Origin of the sequence: Bradyrhizobium sp. 1200_D9_N1_1 (assembly GCF_052075915.1) — a bacterium.
In the GTDB taxonomy this organism is placed as follows: domain Bacteria; phylum Pseudomonadota; class Alphaproteobacteria; order Rhizobiales; family Xanthobacteraceae; genus Bradyrhizobium; species Bradyrhizobium diazoefficiens.
Window position 1 is genome coordinate 1,088,832 of sequence record NZ_CP197226.1, and the last position, 25,098, is coordinate 1,113,929.

The following is a 25,098-nucleotide window of genomic DNA, read 5'->3' on the forward strand; positions in this document are numbered from 1 at the left end:
TTCGAAAAGCGCAATGCCGACAAGGGGCCGGCTACTGTGCATGGGGTTGTTTTCGCGGTTTTTGTTTTCCGGCCACGGATGGCCGGGCCTGACCAGTCTCGTTACGTCAAAACTGGTCCGGGCAGCAGCCTCAGCTATCCACCTTCAGCGCGGCAATGAAGGCTTCCTGCGGGATGTCGACCTTGCCGAACTGCCGCATCTTCTTCTTGCCTTCCTTCTGCTTCTCCAGAAGCTTGCGCTTGCGCGTGATGTCGCCGCCGTAGCACTTCGCGGTGACGTCCTTGCGCAGCGCGCGGACCGTCTCGCGGGCGATCACCTTGCCGCCGATCGCCGCCTGGATCGGGATCTGGAACATGTGCGGCGGGATCAGCTCCTTCATCTTCTCGACCATGGCGCGGCCGCGCCCCTCGGCGCGGGTGCGGTGGACCAGCATCGAGAGTGCGTCGACCGGCTCAGCATTGACCAGGATCTGCATCTTGACGAGGTCGGCCGGCTTGTAGTCGGTGAGATGATAGTCGAACGAGGCGTAGCCCTTGGAGACCGACTTGAGGCGGTCGTAGAAGTCGAACACCACTTCGTTGAGCGGCAGATCGTATTTCACCATCGCGCGGGCGCCGACATAGGTCAGCTCCTTCTGCGCGCCGCGGCGGTCCTGGCACAGCTTCAGCACGCTGCCGAGATATTCGTCGGGCGTGAGGATCGTCGCCTCGATCCAGGGCTCCTGGATCTCCTCGATCTTGACCACGTCGGGCATGTCGACGGGATTGTGGATCTCGAGCTCGGTGCCGTCGGTCAGCTTCATCTTGTAGATGACGCTCGGCGCGGTCGCGATCAGGTTGAGATCGAACTCGCGCGACAGCCGCTCCTGGATGATCTCGAGGTGCAAGAGGCCGAGGAAGCCGCAGCGGAAGCCGAAGCCGAGCGCCGCGGAGGTTTCCATCTCGAACGAGAAGCTGGCGTCGTTGAGGCGCAGCTTGCCCATCGCGGCGCGCAGCGTCTCGAAATCGTCGGCGTCGACCGGGAACAGGCCGCAGAACACCACCGGGATCGCCGGCTTGAAGCCCGGCAGCATTTCGGTGACAGGCTTCCTGTCGTCGGTGATGGTGTCGCCGACGCGGGTGTCGGCGACTTCCTTGATCGCGGCGGTGATGAAGCCGATCTCGCCGGGGCCGAGCTCGTCGACCTGCGTCATCTTCGGCGTGAAGAAGCCGACGCGCTCGACGTCGTAGGCGGCGCCCGTGCCCATCATGCGGACGCGGCTACCCTTCTTCATGACGCCGTCGACGACGCGGATCAGCACGACGACGCCGAGATAGACGTCGTACCAGCTGTCGACCAGCAGCGCCTTCAGGGTCGCATCGCGATCGCCCTTCGGCGGCGGCAGGCGGGTGACGATGGCTTCCAGCACGTCGGGAACGCCGAGGCCGGTCTTGGCCGAGATCATCACCGCGTCCGAGGCGTCGATGCCGATGACGTCCTCGATCTGCTGCTTGACCTTCTCGGGTTCGGCGGCCGGCAGGTCGACCTTGTTCAGGACCGGAACGATCTCGTGATTGTTGTCGAGCGCCTGGTAGACGTTGGCGAGCGTCTGAGCTTCGACGCCCTGGCTGGCGTCGACCACCAGCAGGGAACCCTCGCAGGCCGCCAGCGACCGCGAGACTTCGTAGGCGAAGTCGACATGGCCGGGCGTGTCCATCAGGTTGAAGATGTAGTCCTTGCCGTCCTTGGCGCGGTAGGCGAGCCGAACCGTCTGCGCCTTGATGGTGATGCCGCGCTCGCGCTCGATATCCATGGAATCGAGCACCTGCTCCTTGCCCGCCATTTCGCGGTCGGTGAGGCCGCCGGTCATCTGGATCAGGCGGTCGGCCAGCGTCGATTTGCCATGGTCGATATGGGCGACGATGGAGAAATTGCGGATGTTGGAAATGGGGACGGTCGTCATGGGCGCGGGATACCACTCACATCCCCGTGCGGCAACCATATTGCTGTATTTTCAGGGCCTTTCTTCACGCCAAGCTGATTCCACGACGGGCCAAAACGCGCTACGCAACGGCTGATGTCGACGACCTCAATCCCATCTGGCCGAGCCCGCGCGAAGACCTGGGTGAGTTTCAACCGCTTCCGGGCCTGGCTGGTTGCCAGCGCGGTCCGGCCGGAGGCCCGCCTGTGGCTGGTGATCCAGCTCGCGATCCTGCATGCGGTGCTCTGGACCTTCATCCTGATCAATCTCAAGGCAGCGCAGGACGTTCACATGGACGTCGCGGAAGCCTGGGGCTGGGGCCAGAAATTCCTGTGGGGCTACGGCAAGCACCCGCCGCTGTCGGGCTGGGTCGCCGGCCTCTGGTTCAAGGTGTTCCCGGCGACGGACTGGGCGACCTATGCGCTGGCCATGACGACCGTCGGCATCGGCATGGTGATCTGCTGGCTGCTGAGCTTGCGCGTCGTGGACGCACGGCGCGCGTTCCTGGTCGTGGTGATGGTCGCGCTCTACCCGATCTTCAATTTCAAGGGCTTCAAGTACAACCCCGACCTGCTCCAGCTCGTCACGCTGCCGCTCCTCGTGTTCGCCTATCTCAACGCCTTCGAGAAAAGGAGCTGGCAGTCCGGGATCTGGCTCGGCCTTGCCGGCGCGCTGGCGCTGATGACCAAATACTGGGTGCTGACCATGATCGGCGCCATCGGCCTTGCCGCGCTGATCCATCCGGAGCGACTGCGGTTCCTGCTGTCGCCGGCGCCGTGGGTGGCGATCGCGACGATGGTGGTGGCGATGATCCCGCACATCGTCTGGCTGGCGGAGGTGCATTTCGTGCCGCTGACCTATGCCGGCGACACCTACAGCCTCGAGGACAGCCGCCTCGTGCATCAGCTGGTGGCCGGCTATGCCCTGCATAATGTCGCGCTGCTGGCGCTTCCCGTCGCGCTCGCCGCGCTCGCCATGGCGTGGGTGCCGCCGTGGCGCAAGCTGCTGCTGCGTACGCCCTCGCGCATCGTCACCCGCGCCTGGGCGCGCGGCGCCAATCCGGGTGTCAATGTCTCGCAGGCGCTGAATGTCTGGATCATCCAGATCATCGTCGCGGTCGGCCCGCCGCTCGGCGCACTGGTTTTCAGCATCTACATGAAGACCGATTGGGGCATCTCGCTGTTCTTCCTGGTGCCCTTGGCGCTGGTCGCGATCCCCGCGCTGCGGGTGCAGAGCGCGACCCTGTTCAACATCGTCGCGATCTGGCTCGTGCTCAGCGTTGCGACGCTTGCCGCCTCGCCCTGGATCGCCGCGCGCGAGATGGCGGCCAATGCCGGCAACGCAGCGATCTATGGCGCGCGCTCGGAGCTCGCGCGCGAATTGACCCAGGCCTGGCACACCCGCTTCGGCTCGCGCTGGGCCGTCGTTGCCGGCACGATGGAACAGATCCAGCCGCTGGTGTTCTACAGCCCGGACCATCCGTCCGCATTGCTGCCGTTAGAGGCCTGGGATTCCGGGCTGACCTCGCGCGATGACGTCAAGACCTACGGCTTCATCGGCGTGTTCGATCCGACCGACGGCCGTCTGCCGGCGTTCGAGAAATGGGTGTCGGAGACTGCGCCGAACGCCGAGCGCATCGTGATGACGACGCGCCGCTTCGTTCACGGCAAGGCCGGCCCGTCGATGAGCTGGAACATCTACATCGCGCCGCCGGCGAAGTGACCGAAGGTGCCGTAGGGTGGGCAAAGCGAAGCGTGCCCACCACTTCTGTCGCGATTGTCGAGAGATGGTGGGCACGGCGCGTCGCGCCTTTGCCCACCCTACGGCGCTGAGCGCATGGCGGGAGGGCGCTAAATCCCCTCCTCGTTGAACTTGCTTTCAACGAGCTCCGTGATCGCCGCGAGCGCGGCATCGGCATCTGCACCGGCCGCAGCGACCGTGATCGTCGTGCCGGGTCCCGCAGCGAGCATCATCAGGCCCATGATCGAGGTGCCGCCGACGGTCTCGCCGCCGCGCGTCACCCACACTTGCGCGTTGAAGCGCTCGACCGCCTGGACGAATTTCGCTGAGGCGCGTGCGTGCAGGCCGCGCTTGTTGATGATGAGGAGCTCCTTGGAGATCGCGCCCGCGGGCACGCCCGACCCGGCTTGCGGCGCGTCGTCGCTCATTTGCCGGCGAGCACGCGGCTGGCGATGGTGACGTATTTGCGACCCGCTTCCTGGGCCATCGCGATCGCGTCCGGCAGCGCGCGTTCCTCACGCACCTTGGCGAGCTTCACCAGCATCGGAAGGTTGATGCCCGCGAGCACCTCGACCTTCGGCCGGCTCATACAGGATATTGCCAGGTTGGATGGCGTGCCGCCGAACATGTCGGTGAGGATCGCAACGCCGTCGCCGGAATCGACGCGGTTAACCGCCTCGATGATGTCGCTTCGGCACAGATCGGAATCATCTTCAGCGCCGATCGTAATCGCTTCGATTTGCTTTTGTGGGCCCATGACATGTTCAAGCGCTGCCTTGAATTCGTCGGCAAGGCGCCCGTGGGTCACAAGTACTAGACCAATCATCGGAAAACTCCTCGCGGGCGCTTTTGGTGCACCGCACGAACGCGCCACTTTGACCATCCAGAGCCCCTGCGCAAGAGGGGATGTTGCGTATCTCCCTGAACTTAGACGGATGGATGAGGGGAGCTGCGCCGGTCTATTCGGTCGCGATAGTGGGGTTCATATGGTTACCATTTCCCTTCAAACAATCGCCTGAGGGATTAACGGAAGATGAACTCTTGGTAGTGGTCAAGGCCGCAACAACCAGTGGGAGGGGCGAATAATCGCGGCTAACAGGGATTCGCGGTATTTCGACACCTAAAATGCTAGTTTTCAGGGATTCGGCCGGCGGCAGGCGTTCCGCGTCCGCGGCGGCCAGATCGACCACGAGGCCGACGGTCGCATGCTCCACGAAGTCGCAGCGGCGGATTCCGAGGCCCCGGATCTCGATCAGGCCGGCGAGCGGCGGCGCGGGGCGGACTTCAATTTCGTCGCCGACTGTCGCCAGATGGACACGGTCATCACCGACCAGAACGGCCCTTTCGACCACGCCGGCGCGCCCCGCCATGATCAAATCGAAGGCAAGGCGCGACTTGCCGGAGCCCGACGGTCCGCGGATCAGCACTGCCAGATTCCCGACCTTGACCGCGGAGGCGTGCACGCTGGGCCCGCCGTCGCTCATAGCGCGGGCAGCCTCACCACGAAGCGCGCGCCGGCAACCGTCGGCGCGCCGTCCTCGTCCGCGGGGCCGGGGCGGTTCTCCGCCCAGATGCGCCCGCCATGCGCGTCGACGATCTGCTTGGAGATCGAGAGCCCGAGGCCGGAGTTCTGGCCAAAGCCCTGATGCGGACGGTCGGTGTAGAAGCGCTCGAAGATGCGCTCCAGCGCGTCATCACGGATGCCGGGGCCGTCGTCGTCGACCACGATCTCGATTTCACCGCGCACGCGGCGGCAGGTGAGGCGCACCTTGCTGCCGGCCTCCGAGAAGGATTGCGCGTTGGAGAGCAGGTTCGAGACCACCTGCCCGAGCCGTGAATCATGGCCGGTCACGGCGAACGTGTCGGTCGGCCCGCGCCCCTCGAAGCGCGCCTCGACCGCGACGTCGTGGCCGAGCTTGGTTTCGTTGGCGACCGAGACCAGCGTGCCGAGCAGGCGGCGCAGATCGACCGGAATCGCGTCCTGCCGCTGCAATTCGGCATCGAGCCGGCTGGCGTCGGAGATATCAGAGATCAGGCGGTCGAGCCGCTTGACGTCGTGCTCGATCACCTCGAGCAGGCGGGCGCGGCTGTTCTCGTTGCGCGCCAGCGGCAGCGTCTCGACCGCGGAGCGCAGCGAGGTCAGCGGGTTCTTCAATTCGTGCGCGACGTCGGCGGCGAACATCTCGATCGCCTCGATGCGGCTGTAGAGCGCGTTGGTCATGTCGCGCAGCGCGCCGGACAGATGCCCGATCTCGTCGCGACGGCGGGTGAAGTCGGGAATCTCGACGCGGGTCTTGATGCGGCGGCGGACGCGCTCGGCGCTGTCCGCGAGCCGGCGTACGGGACCTGCGATCGTGCTGGCCAGCAGCAGCGACAGCATGATCATGACCGCGGCGGCGACGCCGCCGACTTTCAGGATGGCGAGGCGCTCGGCGGTGACCATCTGGTCGATGTCGTCGCCCTGGGTGGACAGCATCAGCGCGCCGTGGATGGCGCGCGAGCGCAGCACGGGGACCGCGACCGAGACGATCACCTCGCCGCGCGCATTGACCCGAACCATCGAGCGCTTCTGGCCCTGGAGCGCGTCGCCCACTTCAGCATAGCCATTGCCGTTCTCGGGCCCGAGCTCGCGATAGAGCGGCAGGTCGCCGCGGTTCAGCCAGGTGCGCACCGCGACCATGCCGCGCTCGACCACGCCGGGCTTCTCGGCGGACAGCGGCGGCAGGGGGAAGCGCAGCACGTTCTCGAGGTTGCGGCTGTCGAGCAGCAGGCTGCCGTTCGGATCGTAGATGCGGGCGCGCGTCTTGGTCGGCGAGATCAGCGTGCGCAGCACCGGCGCGACGCGCTCCGGATTGATCGGAAAATCCAGCGGCGAATAGTCGTCCGACCCGCCATAGGTCTCGCCCGGCTTGAGGTCGAGCAGCCGGTCGGGGTCGATCGTGATGGCGTTGGTCTGCACCGTCGCGGAGGCCGCGATCGCACCGGCGATGATCTCAGCCTGCACCAGCAGGCTCTGCGCGCGCGCGTCGATCAGGCCGGCGCGGAATTGCGACAGATAGAGGATGCTCGCCACCAGCGCGACGAGGCCGGCGAGGTTGAGCGAGACGATGCGGCGGGTCAGGCTCGAGAAGGACAGCGCGAAGAAGAATTGCCCGGCGCGCTTGAGCCAGTTCAGCGGCCGCCAGCCCTGCGCAGCCGGCTTGTCCTCGGCGACGTGCACTGGAACGCCGTCGGATGCGATATCCTCGGCGCTCTGGTTCGGGTCAGGCTGCGTTCGGTCCAGCAATGCTTACGCCCGCGTTAGGACAGCTCGTGCGACGGTCCCCGCATTCTAGAGTCATCCCGGTTCCGATGGAACCAGAACCGGCAATGCTCCGGACATTCGCGAAGGTGCCCTGCCGCCTCAGGCTTCCTTGAAACGATAGCCGACGCCGTACAGCGTCTCGATCATCTCGAACTCGTTGTCGACCACCTTGAACTTCTTGCGCAGCCGCTTGATGTGGCTGTCGATGGTGCGGTCGTCGACATAGACCTGGTCGTCGTAGGCGGCGTCCATCAGCGCGTTGCGGCTCTTCACCACGCCGGGCCGGGTCGCGAGCGCCTGCAGGATCAGGAATTCGGTGACGGTCAACGTCACCGGTTCGTTCTTCCAGGTGCAGGTATGGCGTTCCGGATCCATGCGCAAAAGACCGCGGTCGAGCGCCTTGGCGTCGTTCTCCTTCGGCGCTACGGTCGGGTCCTTCGGCGCCGAGCGGCGCAGCACCGCCTTGACGCGCTCGACCAGCAGCCGCTGCGAGAACGGTTTGCGGATGAAATCGTCGGCGCCCATCTTGAGGCCGAACAGCTCGTCGATCTCTTCGTCCTTGGAGGTCAGGAAGATCACCGGCAGGTCGGACTTCTGCCGCAGGCGGCGCAGCGTCTCCATGCCGTCCATGCGCGGCATCTTGATGTCGAGGATGGCGAGGTCGGGTTGGGTGGTGCGGAAACCGTCAAGCGCGGAAGCGCCGTCGGTGTAGGTCATGATGCGGTAGCCTTCGGCTTCCAGCGCGATCGAGACGGATGTGAGAATGTTGCGGTCGTCGTCGACCAAAGCGATTGTGGGCATGAGCCTCTGCTTTCTGCTTTCCGTTTGGGTCGTGGCTTGAAACGGCGAGCAATCCAGTGATGCGCCGCATACATGGGTCCCGAACTTGGCGTTCGAACTTTGTCACCGAGCAATGCAAGCTGGGCTGAAGTGTGACCAAGTTCCACGAAACACGGCAGATTCGCCGCATCCCGACCCATAACCAGACCCCCGTTTAGCCGAAAAAAGACCCCCCTTGCAACCACCTGAGCCGAGAAAGCCCATGCAACCGACCCCCGATTTCGACCCCGGAAAGCTCGCCAAGTCGCTGCTCAGGCGGTCGCGGCAGGGCGCTCTCGCAACGTTGATGGTGGGCAGCGGCGATCCCTATTGTTCCCTGGTCAATCTGGCGAGCCACCCGGATGGCTCGCCGATCCTGCTGATCTCCGCATTGGCCGTGCACACCAGGAACATCCTGGCAGATAGCCGGGTCTCCCTGATGCTGGATGAGCGCGCCGCCGGCGATCCCCTGGAGGGCGCCCGGATTATGTTGTCCGGCCGGGCGGAGCAGGCCGGTGCCGAGAAGGATCTTCTCGAACGGCGGTATCTGAATGCGCACCCGTCGGCGGAAGCCTTTGTTTCGTTTAAGGACTTCTCGTTCTTCAGGATCCGGCCCACAGGAACCCATCTGGTGGCCGGCTTCGGCCGGATCGTCGACCTCAAGCCGGAGCAGTTCCTGACCGATCTCAGCGGCGCCGAGGACCTGATGGCGGCGGAGGAGGGGGCCGTGGAGCACATGAATGCCGACCACCGCGACGCCATGGGCCTTTACGCGACCAGGCTGCTCGGCGCCGCCGCCGGCGACTGGCGCTGCACCGGCTGTGACCCTGAGGGCCTCGACATGCAGGACGGCCAGACCGCGCTGCGGCTGGACTTCCCGGAGCGGGTGACCAGCGGCACGGCGCTGCGCAAGATGCTGGTTCGCCTTGCCGGCGAGGCGCGCGCGAAGGTGGAGGAGCCGCGCCAAAATTGAACGCCGCTGCCGATCGCTGCGACCCAACACCGTGAGCGGTTCGGGATTGGCAGCGAGAGGGTTCATGACGCATCGTCGTTTGGCGTTGGCCGCGGGTCTGGCGCTCGCGATCACCACGTCGCTTGCCACCCCCGGTCTTGCCCAGAAGGCCGATCTCGCCGCACAGGGCGCGCGGATCAACGCGCTCAACCAGGCCGGCAAATATGCGGAGGCGCTGCCCCTGGCGCAGGCCATGGTGGCGAGCCTGGAGAAGGGCAACGACGGCCGCGAACTCTCCGCCGCGCTCAACAATCTCGGCCAGGTCTATGCCGGCCAGGGCCGCGACGACCTCGCCGAGCCGATCTACAAGCGCGCGATCGCGCTGATGGAAAAGTCGCTCGGCCTCGACACCACATTGATCGCGCCCGAGCTGAACAATCTCGCCGCGCTGTATCAGCGGCAGGGCCGCTTCACTGAAGCCGAGCCGCTGTTCAAGCGTGCGCTGGCCATTCGCGAAAAGGCGCTGTCGCGCGAGCATCCCGATGTCGGCCAGGCCCTCAACAATCTCGCCACGCTCTACGTGAAGCAGGAGCATTTTGCGGACGCCGAGCCGCTGTTCCAGCGCGCGCTCGCGATCTATCAGAAGGCCGCCGGGCCCGAGCATCCCGCGGTCGCCACGGTTCTGAACAACATCGGTCAGGTCGATCGCGACCTCAACCGCGATGCGGATGCCGAGGCGCCGATCAAGCGCTCGCTCGCGATCCGCGAAAAGGTGCTGGGTCCGGATCATCCCGACGTCGCGCGTTCGCTGAACAATCTCGCCGGGCTCTACGAGCACCAGCAGCGTTATGCCAATGCCGAGCCGCTCTACCGGCGCGCCCTTGCGATCCGCGAGCGCGCGCTTGGGCCGGACCATCCTGACGTCGTGACCTCGACCAGCAATCTCGCTTATTTCCTTTATGTCTCCGGGCGCACTGCCGATGCCTTGCCGCTGGCGGAAAGGACGCTTCGCAGCGGCCGCGCGCAGCTGCGTGTGGTGCTGCCGATCCTGTTTTCCGCGCGGCAGCAGCAGCTCCTCTCCGACGACAAGGCCCTCGACGAAGCGCTGGCCGCGATCCAGCGCGGCACGCAATCGTCCGCCGCATCCGCCGTGAACAAGCTCGCGGTGCGGCTTGCGGCCGGCAGCGACCGGCTCGCCGAGCTCGTGCGCAAGGAGCAGGATCTCGCGGCCGAGGCCGAGGCGCTCGACAAGGCGATCATTACGGCGGTGTCCAAGCAAGCCGCGCAACGCGACGTCGCGGCCGAGCAGCGCAGCCGCGCGCGGATCGCGGCGATCGCGAGCGAGCGCGCCGGCTTGCAGAAGACGCTCGCCGTCGAGTTTCCCGACTATGCCTCGCTGTCCAATCCGCTGCCGCTCGGCGTGAAGGACATCCAGCCGTTGCTGTCGGCCGACGAGGCGATGACGATCTATTCCGTCGTGGACAAGCAGGGCTATGTCATCGCGATCACGCGCGAGGGCGTCGACTGGAAGGAGATTCCGCTTGGCGCGGACGCGCTGGCGCAGAAAGTGTCGGCGTTCCGCAAAGGGCTCGACGTCGGCAAGGCACACGATGCGTCCGGCAAATCCGGCCTGTTTGACCTCGCGCTCGCCAATGAGCTCTATGTCGCGCTGCTCGGCCCGGTCGAAGCGCTGACGAAAGACACGCGCAGCCTGCTGGTGGTGCCCTCGGCCGCACTGACCGCACTGCCGTTTCATCTGCTCGTCACCGAGAAGCCGCAAGCTGCGATCCCGGACAAGCTCGAAGGCTATCGCAACGCCGCCTGGCTGTTGCGGCGTCAGGCCGTCTCGGTGCTGCCGTCGGTGATCAGCCTGAAATCGCTGCGGGCCTTTGCGCGCAAGGATCAGGGCGTCAAGCCAATGACCGGCTTTGGCGATCCTGTGTTCAACCCTGCAGCCGAAGGGCCGGCCGATCGTCGCGCCGCAAGCGGCAAGGTCGCCGCGCGCAGCATCGCGACGATTGCCTATACCGACTTCTGGCGCGGCGCCGGCGTCGATCGTGCGCGGCTTGCGCAAGCGCTGCCGCAACTGCCTGACACTGCCGACGAACTGAACGCGGTGGCCAGGGATGTCGGCGCAGGCGATGTCGATATCCATCTTGGCCGCGACGCCAGCGAAACGACGCTCAAGCGTGCAGCGCTTGCTCAATACAGCATCATTTACTTTGCCACCCACGGCCTCGTTGCGGGCGACGTCAAGGGACTGGGCGAGCCTTCGCTTGCGCTCTCCATTCCAGATCAGCCTACGGAGCTGGACGACGGTTTGCTGACGGCGAGCGAAGTCGCCCAGCTCAAGCTCAATGCGGATTGGGTGGTGCTGTCGGCCTGCAACACCATCGCCGGCGACAAGCCCGGCGCAGAGGCCCTGTCGGGATTGGCGCGCTCGTTCTTCTATGCCGGTGCCCGCGCGCTCCTGGTCTCGCATTGGGCAGTGGATTCGGAAGCTGCCACCCGCTTGACCACGTCGACATTCGCTCTGCTCAAAAACGAACCAGGAATCGGTCGTGCCCAAGCGTTGCGCCGCGCCATGTTGACGTATCTCGACGACGCCTCGTCGCCGCGCAACGCCTATCCTGCGATGTGGGGACCGTTCGCACTGATCGGCGAGGGAGACGTACGATAGACCGCCCAGGGAATTGTGCGTCGCAATAACCCCCGATAACGTCGAAACGCGCATTTGGTTGCGCGATCATTCGTGATTTTTTGATGCACCTGCTCAGAGCAGACATGCGCGACGTTTGGCGCGGTCCTTGAATAAACCAAATCCTGCGGGATCGGCTTGGCAACGCCAGCGTTCATCAGTATTAGGTCGCCCAACCTAGGCCGGATGGCCTATTATTCACGGTGACTGCGATGGCGCCAAAGCTTGGTCGCGCTATGTGTCGCGGGTTCTAGGAGGATTTTTTCGTGCAAGAGACGGGCGTGCGCAACGGTGCCTTCGGCGCCGACAAATTCGGCTTAAAGAATCTCAAACAGGTTCACTGGAACCTCGGCGCGCCGCAACTCTATCAATACTCGCTCTCCGCGGGCGAGGCGGTGCTGTCTGCCGACGGTGCGCTGTGCGCCGACACCGGCGAGTTCACGGGCCGCAGCCCCAAGGACAAGTTCACGGTGCGCGACGCCACCACCGACAAGAAGATGTGGTGGGCCGGCAACCAGTCGATCACCGCGGAGCAGTTCGAGACGCTCTATCAGGACTTCCTCAAGCACGCCGAAGGCAAGAGCCTGTTCGCGCAGGACCTCTACGGCGGCGCCGATCCGGCCTACCGGATCAAGACCCGCGTGTTCACTGAGCTCGCCTGGCATTCGCTGTTCATCCGCACGCTGCTGATCCGCCCCGAGGCGATCGAGCTGTCGACCTTCACGCCCGAGCTCACCATCATCGACATGCCGAGCTTCCGCGCCGATCCGAAGCGCCATGGCTGCAAGTCGGAGAACGTCGTCGCGATCGACTTCGCCCGCAAGATCGTGCTGATCGGCGGCTCCTACTATGCCGGCGAGATGAAGAAGTCGGTCTTCACCACGCTGAACTACTATCTGCCCGAGCGCGGCGTGATGCCGATGCACTGCTCGGCCAATGTCGGCGCCAAGGACGATGCCGCGATCTTCTTCGGCCTCTCCGGCACCGGCAAGACCACGCTGTCGGCCGACCCGAACCGCACCCTGATCGGTGACGACGAGCACGGCTGGGGCCCGAACGGCGTCTTCAATTTCGAAGGTGGCTGCTACGCCAAGTGCATCAAGCTTTCGCAGGAAGCCGAGCCGCAGATTTATGCCGCAAGCACGCGCTTCGGCGCGGTGCTCGAGAACTGCGTGCTCGACGAGGACACCCGCGTGGTGGACTTCGACGACGGCTCCAAGACCGAGAACACCCGGTCGGCCTATCCGCTCGACTTCATCCCGAACGCTTCGCGCACCGGCCGCGCGCCGCAGCCGAAGAACGTGGTGATGCTCGCCGCCGACGCCTTCGGCGTGCTGCCGCCGATCGCAAAGCTGTCGCCGGCGCAGGCGATGTATCACTTCCTCTCCGGCTACACCGCCAAGGTCGCGGGCACCGAGCGCGGTCTCGGCAACGAGCCGCAGCCGGAGTTCTCGACCTGCTTCGGCTCGCCCTTCCTGCCGCTCGATCCATCCGTCTACGGCAACATGCTGCGCGACCTGATCGCCCAGCACAATGTCGACTGCTGGCTGGTCAACACCGGCTGGACCGGCGGCAAGTATGGTACGGGCTCGCGCATGCCGATCAAGGTGACGCGCGCGCTGCTCACCGCGGCGCTCGACGGTTCGCTTCGCAACGTCGAATTCCGCACCGACAAATATTTCGGCTTCGCGGTTCCGACCGCGCTGCCGGGCGTGCCGAGCGAAATCCTCAACCCGGTCAACACCTGGAAGGACAAGGACGAGTTCGACAAGACCGCCCGCGCGCTGGTCGGCATGTTCCAGAAGAACTTTGCCAAGTTCGAAGCCCAGGTCGACGCCGAAGTGCGCGCAGCCGCGCCGGACGTGAAGCTCGCGGCGGAGTAAGGTCGCATCATTTGAGAATGCAAAAGGGCGGCCGCGAGGCCGCCCTTTTTGTTTGTGGCGAGATATCTCCACCGTCATTGCGAGCGCAGCGAAGCAATCCAGAAATCCCTCCGCGGAGACAGTCTGGATTGCTTCGTCGCTACGCTCCTCGCAATGACGTGGAGGCAGCTCAAGCCTTGAAATACGCGATCTGCGTCGTCGTCGCGAGCAGCCTTCCGTTCGGCGACCACAGCTCGGCGTTCTGGTCGGCGTAGCTCTTGTGCATGATCTTCGAATCGGCCGTCGCCAGCACGCGCGCGATGTCCTCGGCTGCGAGCTCCTCGCTGTCGGTGTGAAAATAGGTCGTCAGCGACACCGTGCCGAACGGCACCAGCTCGCGCCGCGCGTGGAAGATGCGGCCGAAGAAGGCGTCCGACATCGACATCAGCGACAGCATGTCAAGCCTGCGCGGGGTGCGGTCGCTGATCCAGATTTTCGAATAGGTGCTGGCAAGCTCGGCCTGCGGCGGGCCGATCCGCATCTCGCCCTCGACGAAGCGGAATTCGTACTGGTTGGCCCAGGACGCCGAGATCTTCGGGAACGGCAGCGTTGCCTCGAACGCCGCGGCGTCCGGGACCGTCGCCACCCTGTGCTCCCAGGACGGCCGCCGCTCGGCGAACACCGCGGTTGCGAGCGTCGCGACCTCGCCGCCGCCCTGCGACAGTTCGACGCTCCAGTGCTGGCTGGAACGGTTGGCCTTTACCAGCCGCACATCCAGGTCAAACGGGCCCTTGGCGATCGGGGCGCAGTAATTGACGGTGACGGCGAGTGGATCGCCGGCGCGCTGCGGATGCTCGATCAACGCGCGCAAGATGGTCGCGGCGGTGGCGCCGCCGAACGGACCGACAAAGGCCCAGTAATCGTCGCTGGTGTGTCCCTGCCAGCTGGAGTCACCGGCGGTGATGCGGGTGGCGTCGTCGAACGGGTGCGGGAGCTTGGCGTGCATGGGTGTTTCCGTCTGTCATTCCGGGGCGATGCGAAGCATCGAACCCGGAATCTCGAGATTCCGGGTTCGGCTCTGCGAGCCGCCCCGGAATGACGGTCGTCATACCACAGCAATTGCCTGGCTGTGCAATAACCTCGCAGGTAACGCCGATTTCACACTGCGGAAAATCAGCCTGCGGCGTCGCGCAGGTCCGGCAGCAGCGGCGTGGTCGGATTGACCGGCACGTTCCAGATCTCCTCGGCATATTCGCGGATGGTGCGGTCGGAGGAGAACCACGCCATGCGCGCGACATTGAGGATCGAAGCGCGGGTCCAGGCCGGCGCCACCTGCCAGCGCGCATCGACCGCGCGCTGCGCCTCGTAGTAGGAATCGAAATCGGCGCTGACCATGTAATGGTCGAGATAGCGCAGCGCATGCGCGATCGATTCGAAACGGCCGGGATCGCCGGGCGAGAACTCGCCGGCGCCGACCGCGTTGATGGCGCGCTGGAGCTTTGGCGAACTGCGGATCACGTCGGAGGCATCCAGCCCCTGCTTGCGCCGGATCATGACGTCGCCGGCCTCCATGCCGAAGATCGCGATGTTCTCGTTGCCGACATGGTCGCGGATCTCGATATTGGCGCCGTCGAGCGTGCCGATGGTGATGGCGCCGTTGAGCGCCAGCTTCATGTTGCCGGTGCCGGAAGCTTCCATGCCGGCGGTCGAGATCTGCTCGGACAGGTCGGCCGCGGGAATGATCACCTCCGCGAGGCTGACATTGTAGTCGGGCAGGAAGACGACCTTCAGCTTGCCGCCGATCGCGGGGTCGTTGTTGACGACCTCGGCGACGTCGTTGATCAGCTTGATGATCAGCTTGGCGTATTTGTAGCTCGCCGCCGCCTTGCCGGCGAAGATCTTCACCCGCGGCACCCAGTTGCCGTTGGGATCGTCCTTCATCGACTGGTACAGCGCGACCGTCTCGATGACGTTGAGCAGCTGGCGCTTGTATTCGTGGATGCGCTTGATCTGCACGTCGAACAGCGCGCCCGGATCGACCTTGATGCCGAGCCGCTCGCCGATCAGCCGCGCCAGGGCCGTCTTGTTGTGATGCTTGACGGCGCGGAATTTCTTCTGGAATTCGACGTCGCTGGCGCGCGCCTCGATCAGCGAGAGCTGCGTCGGATCGTCGAGCACGGCGTCGCCGCAGGTCTCGCGCAACAGGTCGGTCAGCTTCGGGTTTGCCAGCATCAGCCAGCGGCGGAAGGTGATGCCGTTGGTCTTGTTGGTGATGCGGCCGGGATAGAGATGGTTGAGATCGTGGAACACGGTCTCGCGCATCAGGTCCGAATGCATCGCGGAGACGCCGTTGATGCGGTGCGAGCCGACAAAGGCGAGCTGGCCCATGCGCACGCGGCGGCCGCTCTTCTCGTCGATCAGCGAGACCGAGGCGCGGAAGTCGATGTCGCCGGGCGCGCGCGCCTCGGCGAGCGCCAGATGCTGGACGTTGATGCGGTAGATGATCTCCAGATGCCGCGGCAACAGGCGCTCGAACAGCTCGACCGGCCAGGTCTCCAGCGCCTCGGGCAGCAGCGTGTGGTTGGTGTAGGACAGCGTCGCGACCGTGATCTTCCATGCCTCGTCCCAGCGGAAATTGTGCAGGTCGACGAGGATCCGCATCAGCTCGGTGACGGCGAGGCTCGGATGGGTGTCGTTGAGCTGCACCGCGACCTTCGACGACAGGCTGCGAAGCTGGCCGTCGGACGACAGATGCCGCTTGACCAGGTCCTGGAGCGAGGCGGAGACGAAGAAATATTCCTGGCGCAGGCGCAGCTCGCGGCCCGCCGGGCTCTCGTCGTTCGGATAGAGGAATTTGCAGATCGCTTCGGCGCGCGACTGCTCGGCGCTGGCGCTGACATAGTCGCCCTTGTTGAAGGCGTCGAGCTTCAACGGATCGGGCGAGCGTGCCGACCACAGGCGGAGCGCGTTGACGTGCTGGCCGCGCCAGCCGACGATCGGCGTGTCGTAGGCGATCGCCTGCACGGTCTCGCCCGGATGCCAGATCGCGCGGTCGCGGCCCTTGTCGTCGACATGCTCGACGCCGCCGCCGAAATGAATGTTGTAGATCACTTCCGGCCGCTGCAATTCCCAGGGGTTGCCGAAGCCGAGCCACTCGTCCGGATATTCCTGCTGCCAGCCCTGGTTGATGATCTGGCGGAACAGGCCGTAATCGTAGCGGATGCCGTAGCCGATCGCCGGGATCGAGAGCGTTGCCATGCTCTCCATGAAGCAGGCGGCAAGCCGCCCGAGACCGCCATTGCCGAGCGCGGCATCCGGCTCGCATTTGCGCAGTTCGGGCAGGGAGACGCCGAGATCGCCGAGCGCGACCTCGAAGATCTTGAGCAGCCCCATATTGTTGAGCGCATCGGTGAAGAGGCGGCCGATCAGGAATTCGAGCGAGAGATAATAGACGCGCTTGCGCCCCGCGTCGTAGCTGTGCTTCTCGGCTGTGAGCCAGCGATGCACGATGCGGTCGCGCAGCGCGAGCGCCGCGGCCTGGTACCAGTCGTGCTTGGTCGCCATGCCGGCGTCCTTGCCGATGGCAAGGCGCAGCTTCGCCAGAATCGCGCCCTTGATCTCAGCCAGCGCGAGCTCGTCGATGGGCTGGTCGGGGGCGGGAAAGTTTGGCTGGAACGATTGATCTTGCAAGGCCGTCACTTCCTGGTCGACAGAAACACCACTAACCCTACGCGTCTTGCCTCTGCACCGGAACTATCGCCGGTGCGGCCGTGCACTGCGCTGGCGCAAATTTATGCAAGGAACGGGCCGATTTGGGAACCCGGACGAGCACGGAGAACGTGGATTTGGTGCTAGTGTGGCGGCTAATTCAGCCATCAGTGTGGAGGAGACGCCCCATGAGACTGCTGATTGAAATCGCTGCTGCAGCGCTCCTTGTCATCTGCATCGCCACCTCGAGCGCCGCCTTCGCCGCCGGCAAGGGCCGTAACGCTGATGGCCTGAGCTGCGGCTTCTCGCTCCCGCAAAACGCAACACCCGCACAACGCTGCGCCGCGATCAAGCGCCAATGCGGCGGCAAGTTTTATGCGAATGCGTGCGGGGACAAGTTGGTGTCGGCGGTGAATTGAGGCGGGTGACTTGCTAAGAAGCTGGTGTCGTCCTGGCCAAGGCTCTCCCCACATCGTCGTCCTGGCGAAAGCCAGGACGTCACATGCGCCGGAGATACCCTCGGCATCAAGCCTGATCGTCATCGATCAGGTTTATTCCTTCGTCGCTCAAAGCCTGCATGATTGCTTCGATATCTTTGGGCTCAATGGTGGCTGCGGGCAGTAGCTGGTTGAGTTGCTCGAAGGTGACGAAGCCTTTGCGGCGACCAAGCCCAATGGCCGCTTGGATTATCTTCCGTCGCTCCATCTTTCCACCCTCCAACATTAGGCCTCTACTTATGGGGGGACGAAGCGAATGATTGAGGAGCGTTGGGAACAAATTAAGAACACTTTAGCAAGTCTTTGATATATCATTGTGATTCGGCGCGTTGCCGACACAATATCTAGCGTCTGCCAGACTTTGCGAGGACTACATGTCCACCATTGCCTTCGACCAGTTTGCCCTCACCCGGATCGCCGATTTCGCGCGCTCGCTGTCGCGGCTGCATCAGGCGGCGCGGCGCCAGAGGATCGATGACGACCAGCTCGACCGCGAGTTCAACGCGGTGTGCCAGTCGATCTGGGGCTACACCATCGACGACATCAGCGACGACCTGTTCTCGGTCGAGGACCACCTGTTTCTCGACACGCTGGACGAAGCGCATGCGCGCATCTTCGCGGCCGAGCAGGGCTATGACCTCGTTGGCGATCAGGGCATGCTGACCGATTGGTGGGGTTTCTGCTGGATGATCCTGGCCGAAAAGCGCGGCCTGCTGACCCAGGAGAACCGCGCCGCCGCGCGGGCGGCGATCGAGGAGAAATATCTGGCGGCGCCGAATGTGATCGGGGTGATTATCGGGAGGTGACTCACCATCCTCCGTCATTGCGAGCGTAGCGAAGCGATCCAGAATCTGTCCGCGGAGGGATTCTGGATTGCTTCGTCGCAAGTGCTCCTCGCAACGACGGCTTGGTTACAGTTGGGTCCTAATCCAGTCCTGCCCGCTTCGCCGGCTTCGCCTGCGTCTTCGGCACCGTCACATCAGGCAGCGTCTCGCGCACGATCTCCGCTGCCGGCGCATCTGCTGCCACCGTCTCTGCGCGCACCGGGGCCACCTTCATCTCGCCGAGGCGCGCGCGGACCTGTGCGGTGAGGCCGGGATAGGAGGCGACCGGGGTGAAGTCGGCGGTCTGCTCGTTGCCAACGCGGATGCCGGTATAGGCGACGAGGCCGTCGGAGGTGGCGATCACGTCGCCGGCCTTCAGCGAAGAATCCAGCGCGAGATCGACCGGGGCGAGGCCGACCGGCTCGCGGCCGTTGCAGGTGCAGTCCGCGCGCAGCACCTTGCGATAGGCGAACGCATTCTCGCTGTCGGCGTAGCGCTCGCCGGTCTGCGACGCGGCGCCGTCGATCGAGGAGCCGAAATAAATCTTTGTCGCGCTGGCAGGACAGAACGCCTGACACATCTGCGCCGGCGAGGCGAGGCCGCGCATCAGCGGAAAATATTTGCCGTCGCAACTGCGCACGCAGAAGGCCGGGCCCGAGCCGCCGGCGGCCGCTGAGCGTGTCGGCGGCACATATTGCGGGGTTGCGGGATTCTGCTGGCCGGTGAAGGGATCGGCGTAGGAGCTCGCCTGCTGCGGCACCTCGCGCTGCGGCCGCTGCTGCTGCATGCCGCCGAAGAAGAAGTCGAACAGGCCTTCGGCCGAAACCGGGGCGGGAGCTGCAAGCAGCGGGGCTGCCAGGGTGGCGGCCACAAGCATCGCGCGACGCCGCCGGCGCGCATGGGACATGACTGTACGCAACGCTTACTCCACCCGACGCAACGCAACCCGCCGAGAGCAACTCGTCTCAGCTTCTGATTCACCATAAGGGGTGATGGTAAATGAGCGGTTGAGGGGCTGGTCTTCACCTCGCCCCGCTTGCGGGGAGAGGTCGATTTGCGAAGCAAATCGGGTGAGGGGGGACAGGTCTCGCGGCCATCTCACGCGTGGAGGGAGGCCCGTCACCCCAACCCTCTCAGCGCGAGCGAAGCTCGTCGCGGCCCCGTAAGAACGGGGCCGAGGGGGAAGAGCCGTCACGCCTTCAAGAATTCCGACGCCTTGTAGAGCGAGCGGAACGGCAGGCCGGCCGCACCGAACGTGTCGGTGGCGCCTTCCTCGCGGTCGACCATGGTCAGCACCAGCACCACCTCGGCGCCGGTCTCGCGCACGGATTCCACCGCCTTCATCGCCGAGCCGCCTGTCGTGGTGACGTCCTCGACGATGACGACGCGCTTTCCCTGGAGCGTCTCGCCCCTGGGCAGGCCTTCGATCGCGAGCTTGGCGCCGTGCTCCTTCGGCTTCTTGCGCACGAAGAACGCCGCGATCGGATGGCCCTTGATCCAGGAGATCTGAGCCAGCGCGCCGGCGAGCGGCACCGCGCCCATCTCGAGCCCGCCGATGAAATCGAGATTGTCGTCCTTCAGCGCCTCATAGGTCAGCTCGGCGAGCAGTGTCGCGCCCTCCGGGTCGAGCATGGTCGGCTTGAGGTTGAAGTAGAAATCGCTCTTGCGGCCCGACGCGAGCGTCACCTCGCCGCGGCCGAAGGAGCGCCGGCGGATGATTTCGAACAGGCGGGCGCGGGAGGCTGATTTCGACACGGCGGTCCCTCGGGAGCGTTTTTGGAAGTGGCGGAATTTATCCGCGACGGCCGCGACATTCCAGAGGGGACAGGTCCAGTCAACAGGGATCGGCCGACGATCGGCCATCCCGGACCGCCGGTTGTGGGGTCGCAACCTTCTGGAGTAGGTGGGGGCTCATGCCTTTTGGGGAAGGAAACGACGCATGACCATCGAGCTGCACACCTGGAACACGCCGAACGGCCGCAAGATCTCGGTTGCGCTGGAGGAAATGGGGCTGCCCTACAAGGTGATCCCGGTGAACATCACCAAGGGCGAGCAGATGGCCCCGGAGTTCCTGAAGCTCTCCCCCAACAACAAGATCCCTGCGATCGTCGACCCCGAGGGGCCGGACGGCAAGCCCGTCAGCATCTTCGAATCCGGTGCGATCCTGCTCTACCTGGGCGAAAAGACCGGCAAATTCCTGCCGAAATCGCTCGCGGGTCGTATCCCGGTCTACGAATGGCTGATGTGGCAGATGGGCGGCTTCGGCCCGATGCCCGGCCAGGTGCATCATTTCATCGCGCTCGAGAACGAGCAGGACCGCGCCTACGGCCTGAAGCGCTTCATGGCCGAAACCCGCCGGCTCTACGCCGTGCTCGACCGCCGGCTGGCGGACCGCGACTTCGTCGCCGGCGACCTCTCGGTTGCCGATTTTGCCATCCTGGGCTGGGCCTGGCGCCATCCACGCCACAAGGTTGAGCTGGCCGACTTCCCCAACGTCAAGCGCTGGTACGAGGCCCTGATGGCGCGGCCTGCGGTGAAGCGGGGCATGGACGCGAAGCTGGATTGAGCTTTCTTCTCCCTCTCCCCGTTCTTACGGGGCCGCGACGAGCTTCGCTCGCGCTGGGAGGGTTGGGGTGAGGGCTTCTCTCCACACGCGAGATCGGCGTGAGACCTGTACCCCCTCACCCGGATTGCTTCGCAATCCGACCTCTCCCCGCAAGCGAGGAGAGGTTAAGAGGCAATCACACCTTCCGCGCCTCCACCGCCATCCTGACCGCAAGCCCGGCCAGCACCGTGCCCATCAGCCAGCGCTGCACCAGCATCCAGCTCGGCCGGTTCGCCAGGAACAGCGCGATCGATCCGGCCGCGAGCGCGATCATCGCATTCACGCTGACGCTGATCGCGATCTGGATCGCGCCCAGCACCACCGACTGCGTCAGCACGCTGCCGGCGGCGGGATCGATGAACTGCGGCAGCAGCGCCAGATACAGCATCGCGATCTTCGGATTGAGCAGGTTGGTGACGAACCCCATCGCGAACAATTTGCGCGGACTGTCGATCGCAAGCTGCTTCACCTGGAACGGCGAGCGCCCGCCCGGCTTCACCGCCTGCCAGGCCAGCCACAGCAGATAACCGGCGCCGGCAAAGCGCAGCGCGTCATAGGCAAAGGGAATGGCGAGCAGCAGCGCCGTGATGCCGAACGCCGCGCACAGCATGTAGAACACGAAGCCGAGCGCCACGCCGCCGAGCGAGACGATGCCCGCCGCCGGCCCCTGCGTGATCGAGCGCGAGATCAGGTAGATCATGTTCGGTCCCGGCGTGAGCACGAGGCCGAGGCAGACGAGAGCGAAGCCGAGCAGCGCGGAAGTGTGGGGCATGGGAGAACCGGTGCAGGAGATGCGGTGGTTCTAATATGCGCGAGGCGGCGGAGCCATCGCGCAATTGCTCGGAGGACAATTCGATTCAGTGCGTGTCTCTCTGGGCGTCGTCCCGGCGAAGGCCGGGACCCATACCCCCAGGGAGAAGTGTGGTGCGGGATCGTAGTGGGCAATCTTCGCCCAACTCGATCCTGTGGTTATGGGTCCCGGCCTTCGCCGGGACGACACCGTGTTTGTGGCGTCAGCGAAGCGCAAGTGAGCCGAGGTGAAGAGCCGTCAATGCGCCTCGTCCCAGTTCTTCGCGGCGCGTGCATCGACGTGCAGCGGCACGGACAGCAGCACGGCCGGGAACGGCGCGTCCTGCATGACGTGCTGCACGACCGGCAGCGTCGCCTCGACCTCGGCGTCCGGCACCTCGAAGATCAATTCGTCATGCACCTGGAGCAGCATCTGCGCCGAGAGTTTCTTCTCGGCGAGTGCGTCCTCCACCCGCGTCATGGCACGGCGGATGATGTCGGCTGCGGTGCCCTGAAGACGCGCGTTGATCGCGGCGCGCTCGTTGAAGGCGCGCACCGAGGCGTTCGACGCCTTGATATCAGGATAGTGGCACTTGCGGCCGAACAGCGTGGTGACATAGCCGTGTTGCCGGCAGAAATCGCGCGTCTCGTCCATATAGGCGCGGATGCCGGGGAAGCGCTCGAAATACTTCTTGATGTAGGCCGAGGCCTCCTCGCGCGCGATGCCGAGCTGGTTGGCGAGGCCGAACGCCGAGATGCCGTAGATGATGCCGAAATTGATCGCTTTGGCCCGGCGGCGGATTTCGCTCGGCATGCCCTTGATCGGCACGCCGAACATTTCCGACGCGGTCATGGCGTGAATGTCGAGCCCGTCGCGGAACGCCTGCTTCAGCACGGGGATGTCGGCGATCTCGGCCAGCAGCCGCAATTCGATCTGCGAATAGTCGGCGGAGACGAGCTTGTGCCCGGGCGTCGCGATGAAAGCGCGGCGAATCTTGCGGCCGTCCTCGGTGCGCACCGGGATGTTCTGCAAGTTCGGCTCGTTCGACGACAGCCGGCCCGTCGTGGTCGCGGCCAGCGCGTAGGTCGTGTGCACGCGATGGGTCTGCGGATTGACGTATTCAGGCAGCGCGTCGGTGTAGGTCGATTTGAGTTTCGAGACCTGGCGCCACTCCAGAATCTTTTTCGGAAGGTCGTGGCCCTGCTCGGCGAGCTCGTCGAGCACCTGCGCGGTGGTCGACCATGCGCCGGTCTTGGTCTTGGTGCCGCCCGGCAGGCTCATCTTGCCGAACAGGATGTCGCCGATCTGCTTGGGGCTGCCGACATTGACCGGCTCGCCCGCGATCTCCTGGATCTCGGCTTCGACGCGGGCCGCGGTCTGGGCGAAGTCGCCGGAGAGACGCGACAGCACCTGGCGATCGATCGAGATGCCGCGCCGCTCCATGCGCGCGAGCACCGCGACCAGCGGCCGCTCCAATGTCTCATAGACCGTCGTCATGTGCTCGGCGACGAGGCGCGGCTTCAGCACGCGCCAGACCCGCAAGGCCATGTCGGCGCCTTCCGCTGACAGCGGCGCGGCCTTGTCGATCGGCACCTGGTCGAAGGTGATCTTGCCCTTGCCGCTGCCGAGCAACTCGCCCTCCTTCAGCATGGCGTGGCCGAACCAGCGCTCGGCGAGCGATTCCAGCCCGTGCGAGCCGCGGCCGGCGTCGAGCACATAAGAGATCAGCTGGGCGTCGTCGGTGTTGCGCAAGGTGATGCCGTGCTGCGCCAGCATGACGGCGGTGAATTTGACGTCGAAGCCGATCTTGAGGATGCCCGATGATTCCAGCACCGGCCGCAACGCGTCGATCGCGTCGGCATGCTTGACCTGATCGGGCGCAAGGCCGCCGTCGAACAGGCCGGCGCCGCCGCCGGACTGCTTGTGCGCCAGCGGCACGTAACACGCATCGTTCGGCGCGAGCGACAGCGCGACGCCACAGAGATCGGCCTGCATCGGATCGATCGAGTTCGCCCTGATCTCGATCGCGACATGGCCGGCATCGTGAATGCGCGCGATGAAGGCGTTCAATTCGGCGAGCGTCTTGATCGCCTGGTACTTGCCGCGGTCGACCGGAAGCTTGCGCAGCGCCTCTTCGCGCGCGGCGGCGAGCGAGATCGGCGCGCCCTTGATGCTGGCCGACTTGCCGCCTTTGTCGCCGCCCGTTGCCGTAACCGCAGGAGCGGCGAAGAGATCGCCGGACGTCGCGGACGAGGTCGTCCTGGCCGCGCTGTCGCCGCCGCGGGCCTCGCTGCTGTTCGCCACATCGGCATCGACATTGGCGGGATCGATCTGCGAATAGTCGGCGACGCGGCGCGTCAGCGTGGAGAACTCCATCGCCTTCAGGAAGGCGATCAGCTTGCGCGCGTCGGGCTCGTGGACGGCGAGGTCGTCGAGCGGCACCTCCAGCTCGACCTTGTCGTCGAGCAGCACCAGCTTGCGCGAGATCCGCGCCTTCTCGGCATTCTCGATCAGCGCCTCGCGCCGCTTCGGCTGCTTGATTTCGGTCGCGCGGAACAGGAGCTGCTCGAGGTCGCCATAATCGACGATCAGCTGCGCCGCGGTCTTGATGCCGATGCCGGGCACGCCGGGCACGTTGTCGGTGGAATCGCCGGCGAGCGCCTGCACCTCGACCACCTTCTCCGGCGGAACGCCAAATTTCTCGATCACCTCGGGAATGCCGATGCGGCGATCCTTCATGGTGTCGTACATCGTGATCCTGTCGTTCACGAGCTGCATCAAGTCCTTGTCGGAGGACACGATGGTCGTGGTGGCACCGCGGTCGCTCGCCTCCCGCGCATAGGTCGCGATCAGATCGTCGGCCTCGAAGCCGCCTTGTTCCAGGCAGGGCAGGTCGAAGGCGCGCACGGCCTCGCGGATCAGCGCGAATTGCGGGATCAGATCGTCAGGCGCCGGCGGCCGGTGCGCCTTGTACTCGGGGTAGATCTTGTTGCGGAAGGTGACCTCCGACTTGTCGAACACGATGGCCAGATGCGTCGGCCGGTTGTCGGCTGGCATGTCGCGCAAAAGCTTCCACAGCATGTTGCAGAAGCCGAGCACGGCATTGACCTGAAGACCGTCGGATTTGCGGTTCAGCGGCGGCAGCGCGTGATAGGCGCGGAAGATGTAGGAGGAACCGTCGACCAGGAAGACATGGTCGCCCTTGCCGGCCGCCTTCGCCGCCACCGGTTTGGCAGCAGTTGTCGCAGCGGATTTGCTGTCGGCGGCCGTCTTGGGCGCGGCAGCCTTGGTGTCAGCTTTGGCGGTGGTCTTCGGGGATGTCTTGGGCATGGCCGCAAT

General features: G+C 65.0%; 20 protein-coding genes. 7 read left to right on the forward strand and 13 right to left on the reverse strand.

Features of this window, described 5'->3' with window-relative positions; translation table 11 throughout:
• Window positions 1-130: 130 nt before the first annotated feature.
• Window positions 131-1,942 carry a translation elongation factor 4 gene (lepA, locus tag AB5K84_RS05310; protein WP_028175920.1) on the reverse strand — a complete coding sequence of 604 codons (1,812 nt, stop codon included), beginning with the start codon at window positions 1,940-1,942 and terminating at the stop codon, window positions 131-133.
• Between the two features lie 114 nt (window positions 1,943-2,056).
• Here lepA and AB5K84_RS05315 point away from each other — a divergent pair, with 114 nt between their 5' ends.
• Window positions 2,057-3,682, forward strand: coding sequence for a glycosyltransferase family 39 protein (locus AB5K84_RS05315; protein ID WP_011090870.1), 1,626 nt, complete (start codon window positions 2,057-2,059; stop codon window positions 3,680-3,682).
• A 128-nt stretch (window positions 3,683-3,810) separates the two neighbouring features.
• On the opposite strand, the gene AB5K84_RS05320 is transcribed toward AB5K84_RS05315, so the two are convergent.
• The 5 genes from AB5K84_RS05320 to AB5K84_RS05340 form a co-directional block, all read right to left on the reverse strand.
• Window positions 3,811-4,128 carry an HPr family phosphocarrier protein gene (locus tag AB5K84_RS05320; protein ID WP_011090869.1) on the reverse strand — a complete coding sequence of 106 codons (318 nt, stop codon included), beginning with the start codon at window positions 4,126-4,128 and terminating at the stop codon, window positions 3,811-3,813.
• Entirely contained in the window at window positions 4,125-4,526 is a 402-nt protein-coding gene (locus AB5K84_RS05325; RefSeq protein ID WP_011090868.1) for a PTS sugar transporter subunit IIA, read from the reverse strand. The genes AB5K84_RS05320 and AB5K84_RS05325 overlap by 4 nt, the downstream gene beginning before the upstream one ends.
• Before the next feature lie 133 nt (window positions 4,527-4,659).
• Complete coding sequence (locus AB5K84_RS05330; RefSeq protein WP_011090867.1) at window positions 4,660-5,184, reverse strand: HPr kinase/phosphorylase; 525 nt, start codon at window positions 5,182-5,184, stop codon at window positions 4,660-4,662.
• On the reverse strand, window positions 5,181-6,986 hold the full coding sequence (locus tag AB5K84_RS05335; RefSeq protein WP_028175918.1) for a sensor histidine kinase: 1,806 nt from the start codon (window positions 6,984-6,986) through the stop codon (window positions 5,181-5,183). The genes AB5K84_RS05330 and AB5K84_RS05335 overlap by 4 nt, the downstream gene beginning before the upstream one ends.
• Before the next feature lie 117 nt (window positions 6,987-7,103).
• On the reverse strand, window positions 7,104-7,805 hold the full coding sequence (locus AB5K84_RS05340) for a response regulator transcription factor (RefSeq protein ID WP_008542552.1): 702 nt from the start codon (window positions 7,803-7,805) through the stop codon (window positions 7,104-7,106).
• Window positions 7,806-8,046: 241 nt separating this feature from the next.
• On the opposite strand from AB5K84_RS05340, the gene AB5K84_RS05345 reads away from it, so the two are divergent.
• The 3 genes from AB5K84_RS05345 (at window position 8,047) to AB5K84_RS05355 (ending at window position 13,356) form a co-directional block, all read left to right on the forward strand.
• Window positions 8,047-8,796 (forward strand): HugZ family pyridoxamine 5'-phosphate oxidase, encoded by a 750-nt coding sequence (locus AB5K84_RS05345; RefSeq protein WP_011090865.1) that lies wholly within the window; start codon window positions 8,047-8,049, stop codon window positions 8,794-8,796.
• Between the two features lie 64 nt (window positions 8,797-8,860).
• Window positions 8,861-11,455, forward strand: coding sequence for a CHAT domain-containing tetratricopeptide repeat protein (locus tag AB5K84_RS05350; RefSeq protein WP_038967710.1), 2,595 nt, complete (start codon window positions 8,861-8,863; stop codon window positions 11,453-11,455).
• 284 nt (window positions 11,456-11,739) lie between these two features.
• Window positions 11,740-13,356 (forward strand): phosphoenolpyruvate carboxykinase, encoded by a 1,617-nt coding sequence (locus AB5K84_RS05355; RefSeq protein WP_011090863.1) that lies wholly within the window; start codon window positions 11,740-11,742, stop codon window positions 13,354-13,356.
• A 169-nt stretch (window positions 13,357-13,525) separates the two neighbouring features.
• On the opposite strand, the gene AB5K84_RS05360 is transcribed toward AB5K84_RS05355, so the two are convergent.
• Window positions 13,526-14,341, reverse strand: coding sequence for an acyl-CoA thioesterase (locus AB5K84_RS05360; RefSeq protein WP_011090862.1), 816 nt, complete (start codon window positions 14,339-14,341; stop codon window positions 13,526-13,528).
• 167 nt (window positions 14,342-14,508) lie between these two features.
• Window positions 14,509-17,025 (reverse strand): glycogen/starch/alpha-glucan phosphorylase, encoded by a 2,517-nt coding sequence (locus tag AB5K84_RS05365; RefSeq protein WP_038967714.1) that lies wholly within the window; start codon window positions 17,023-17,025, stop codon window positions 14,509-14,511.
• 206 nt (window positions 17,026-17,231) lie between these two features.
• Here AB5K84_RS05365 and AB5K84_RS05370 point away from each other — a divergent pair, with 206 nt between their 5' ends.
• Window positions 17,232-17,462, forward strand: a complete 231-nt coding sequence (locus tag AB5K84_RS05370; RefSeq protein ID WP_028176048.1) for a hypothetical protein — start codon at window positions 17,232-17,234, stop codon at window positions 17,460-17,462.
• Window positions 17,463-17,568: 106 nt separating this feature from the next.
• Here the strand turns inward: AB5K84_RS05370 and AB5K84_RS05375 are convergent, their stop codons facing one another.
• The gene (locus AB5K84_RS05375; RefSeq protein ID WP_038967715.1) at window positions 17,569-17,748 is read right to left on the reverse strand and encodes an RNA polymerase sigma factor region1.1 domain-containing protein; all 180 of its coding nucleotides are present in this window, start codon (window positions 17,746-17,748) and stop codon (window positions 17,569-17,571) included.
• A gap of 166 nt (window positions 17,749-17,914) precedes the next feature.
• Here AB5K84_RS05375 and AB5K84_RS05380 point away from each other — a divergent pair, with 166 nt between their 5' ends.
• Entirely contained in the window at window positions 17,915-18,346 is a 432-nt protein-coding gene (locus AB5K84_RS05380) for a hypothetical protein (RefSeq protein WP_011090858.1), read from the forward strand.
• Window positions 18,347-18,464: 118 nt separating this feature from the next.
• Here AB5K84_RS05380 and AB5K84_RS05385 read toward each other — a convergent pair whose 3' ends face one another.
• Together AB5K84_RS05385 and pyrE are read right to left on the reverse strand one after the other, a co-directional pair.
• Window positions 18,465-19,241: a DUF2865 domain-containing protein gene (locus tag AB5K84_RS05385; protein ID WP_162494179.1), complete on the reverse strand. Its 777-nt coding sequence runs from the start codon at window positions 19,239-19,241 to the stop codon at window positions 18,465-18,467.
• A 314-nt stretch (window positions 19,242-19,555) separates the two neighbouring features.
• On the reverse strand, window positions 19,556-20,119 hold the full coding sequence (pyrE, locus tag AB5K84_RS05390; protein ID WP_027547500.1) for an orotate phosphoribosyltransferase: 564 nt from the start codon (window positions 20,117-20,119) through the stop codon (window positions 19,556-19,558).
• A gap of 184 nt (window positions 20,120-20,303) precedes the next feature.
• On the opposite strand from pyrE, the gene AB5K84_RS05395 reads away from it, so the two are divergent.
• Window positions 20,304-20,930 carry a glutathione S-transferase family protein gene (locus AB5K84_RS05395; protein WP_011090855.1) on the forward strand — a complete coding sequence of 209 codons (627 nt, stop codon included), beginning with the start codon at window positions 20,304-20,306 and terminating at the stop codon, window positions 20,928-20,930.
• Window positions 20,931-21,105: 175 nt separating this feature from the next.
• Here AB5K84_RS05395 and AB5K84_RS05400 read toward each other — a convergent pair whose 3' ends face one another.
• Both AB5K84_RS05400 and polA read right to left on the reverse strand, forming a co-directional pair.
• A complete protein-coding gene (locus AB5K84_RS05400; RefSeq protein ID WP_011090854.1) occupies window positions 21,106-21,741 on the reverse strand; it encodes a LysE family translocator in 636 nt (211 codons plus the stop codon).
• Window positions 21,742-22,017: 276 nt separating this feature from the next.
• Entirely contained in the window at window positions 22,018-25,089 is a 3,072-nt protein-coding gene (gene polA / locus AB5K84_RS05405) for a DNA polymerase I (RefSeq protein ID WP_011090853.1), read from the reverse strand.
• Window positions 25,090-25,098: the final 9 nt, after the last annotated feature.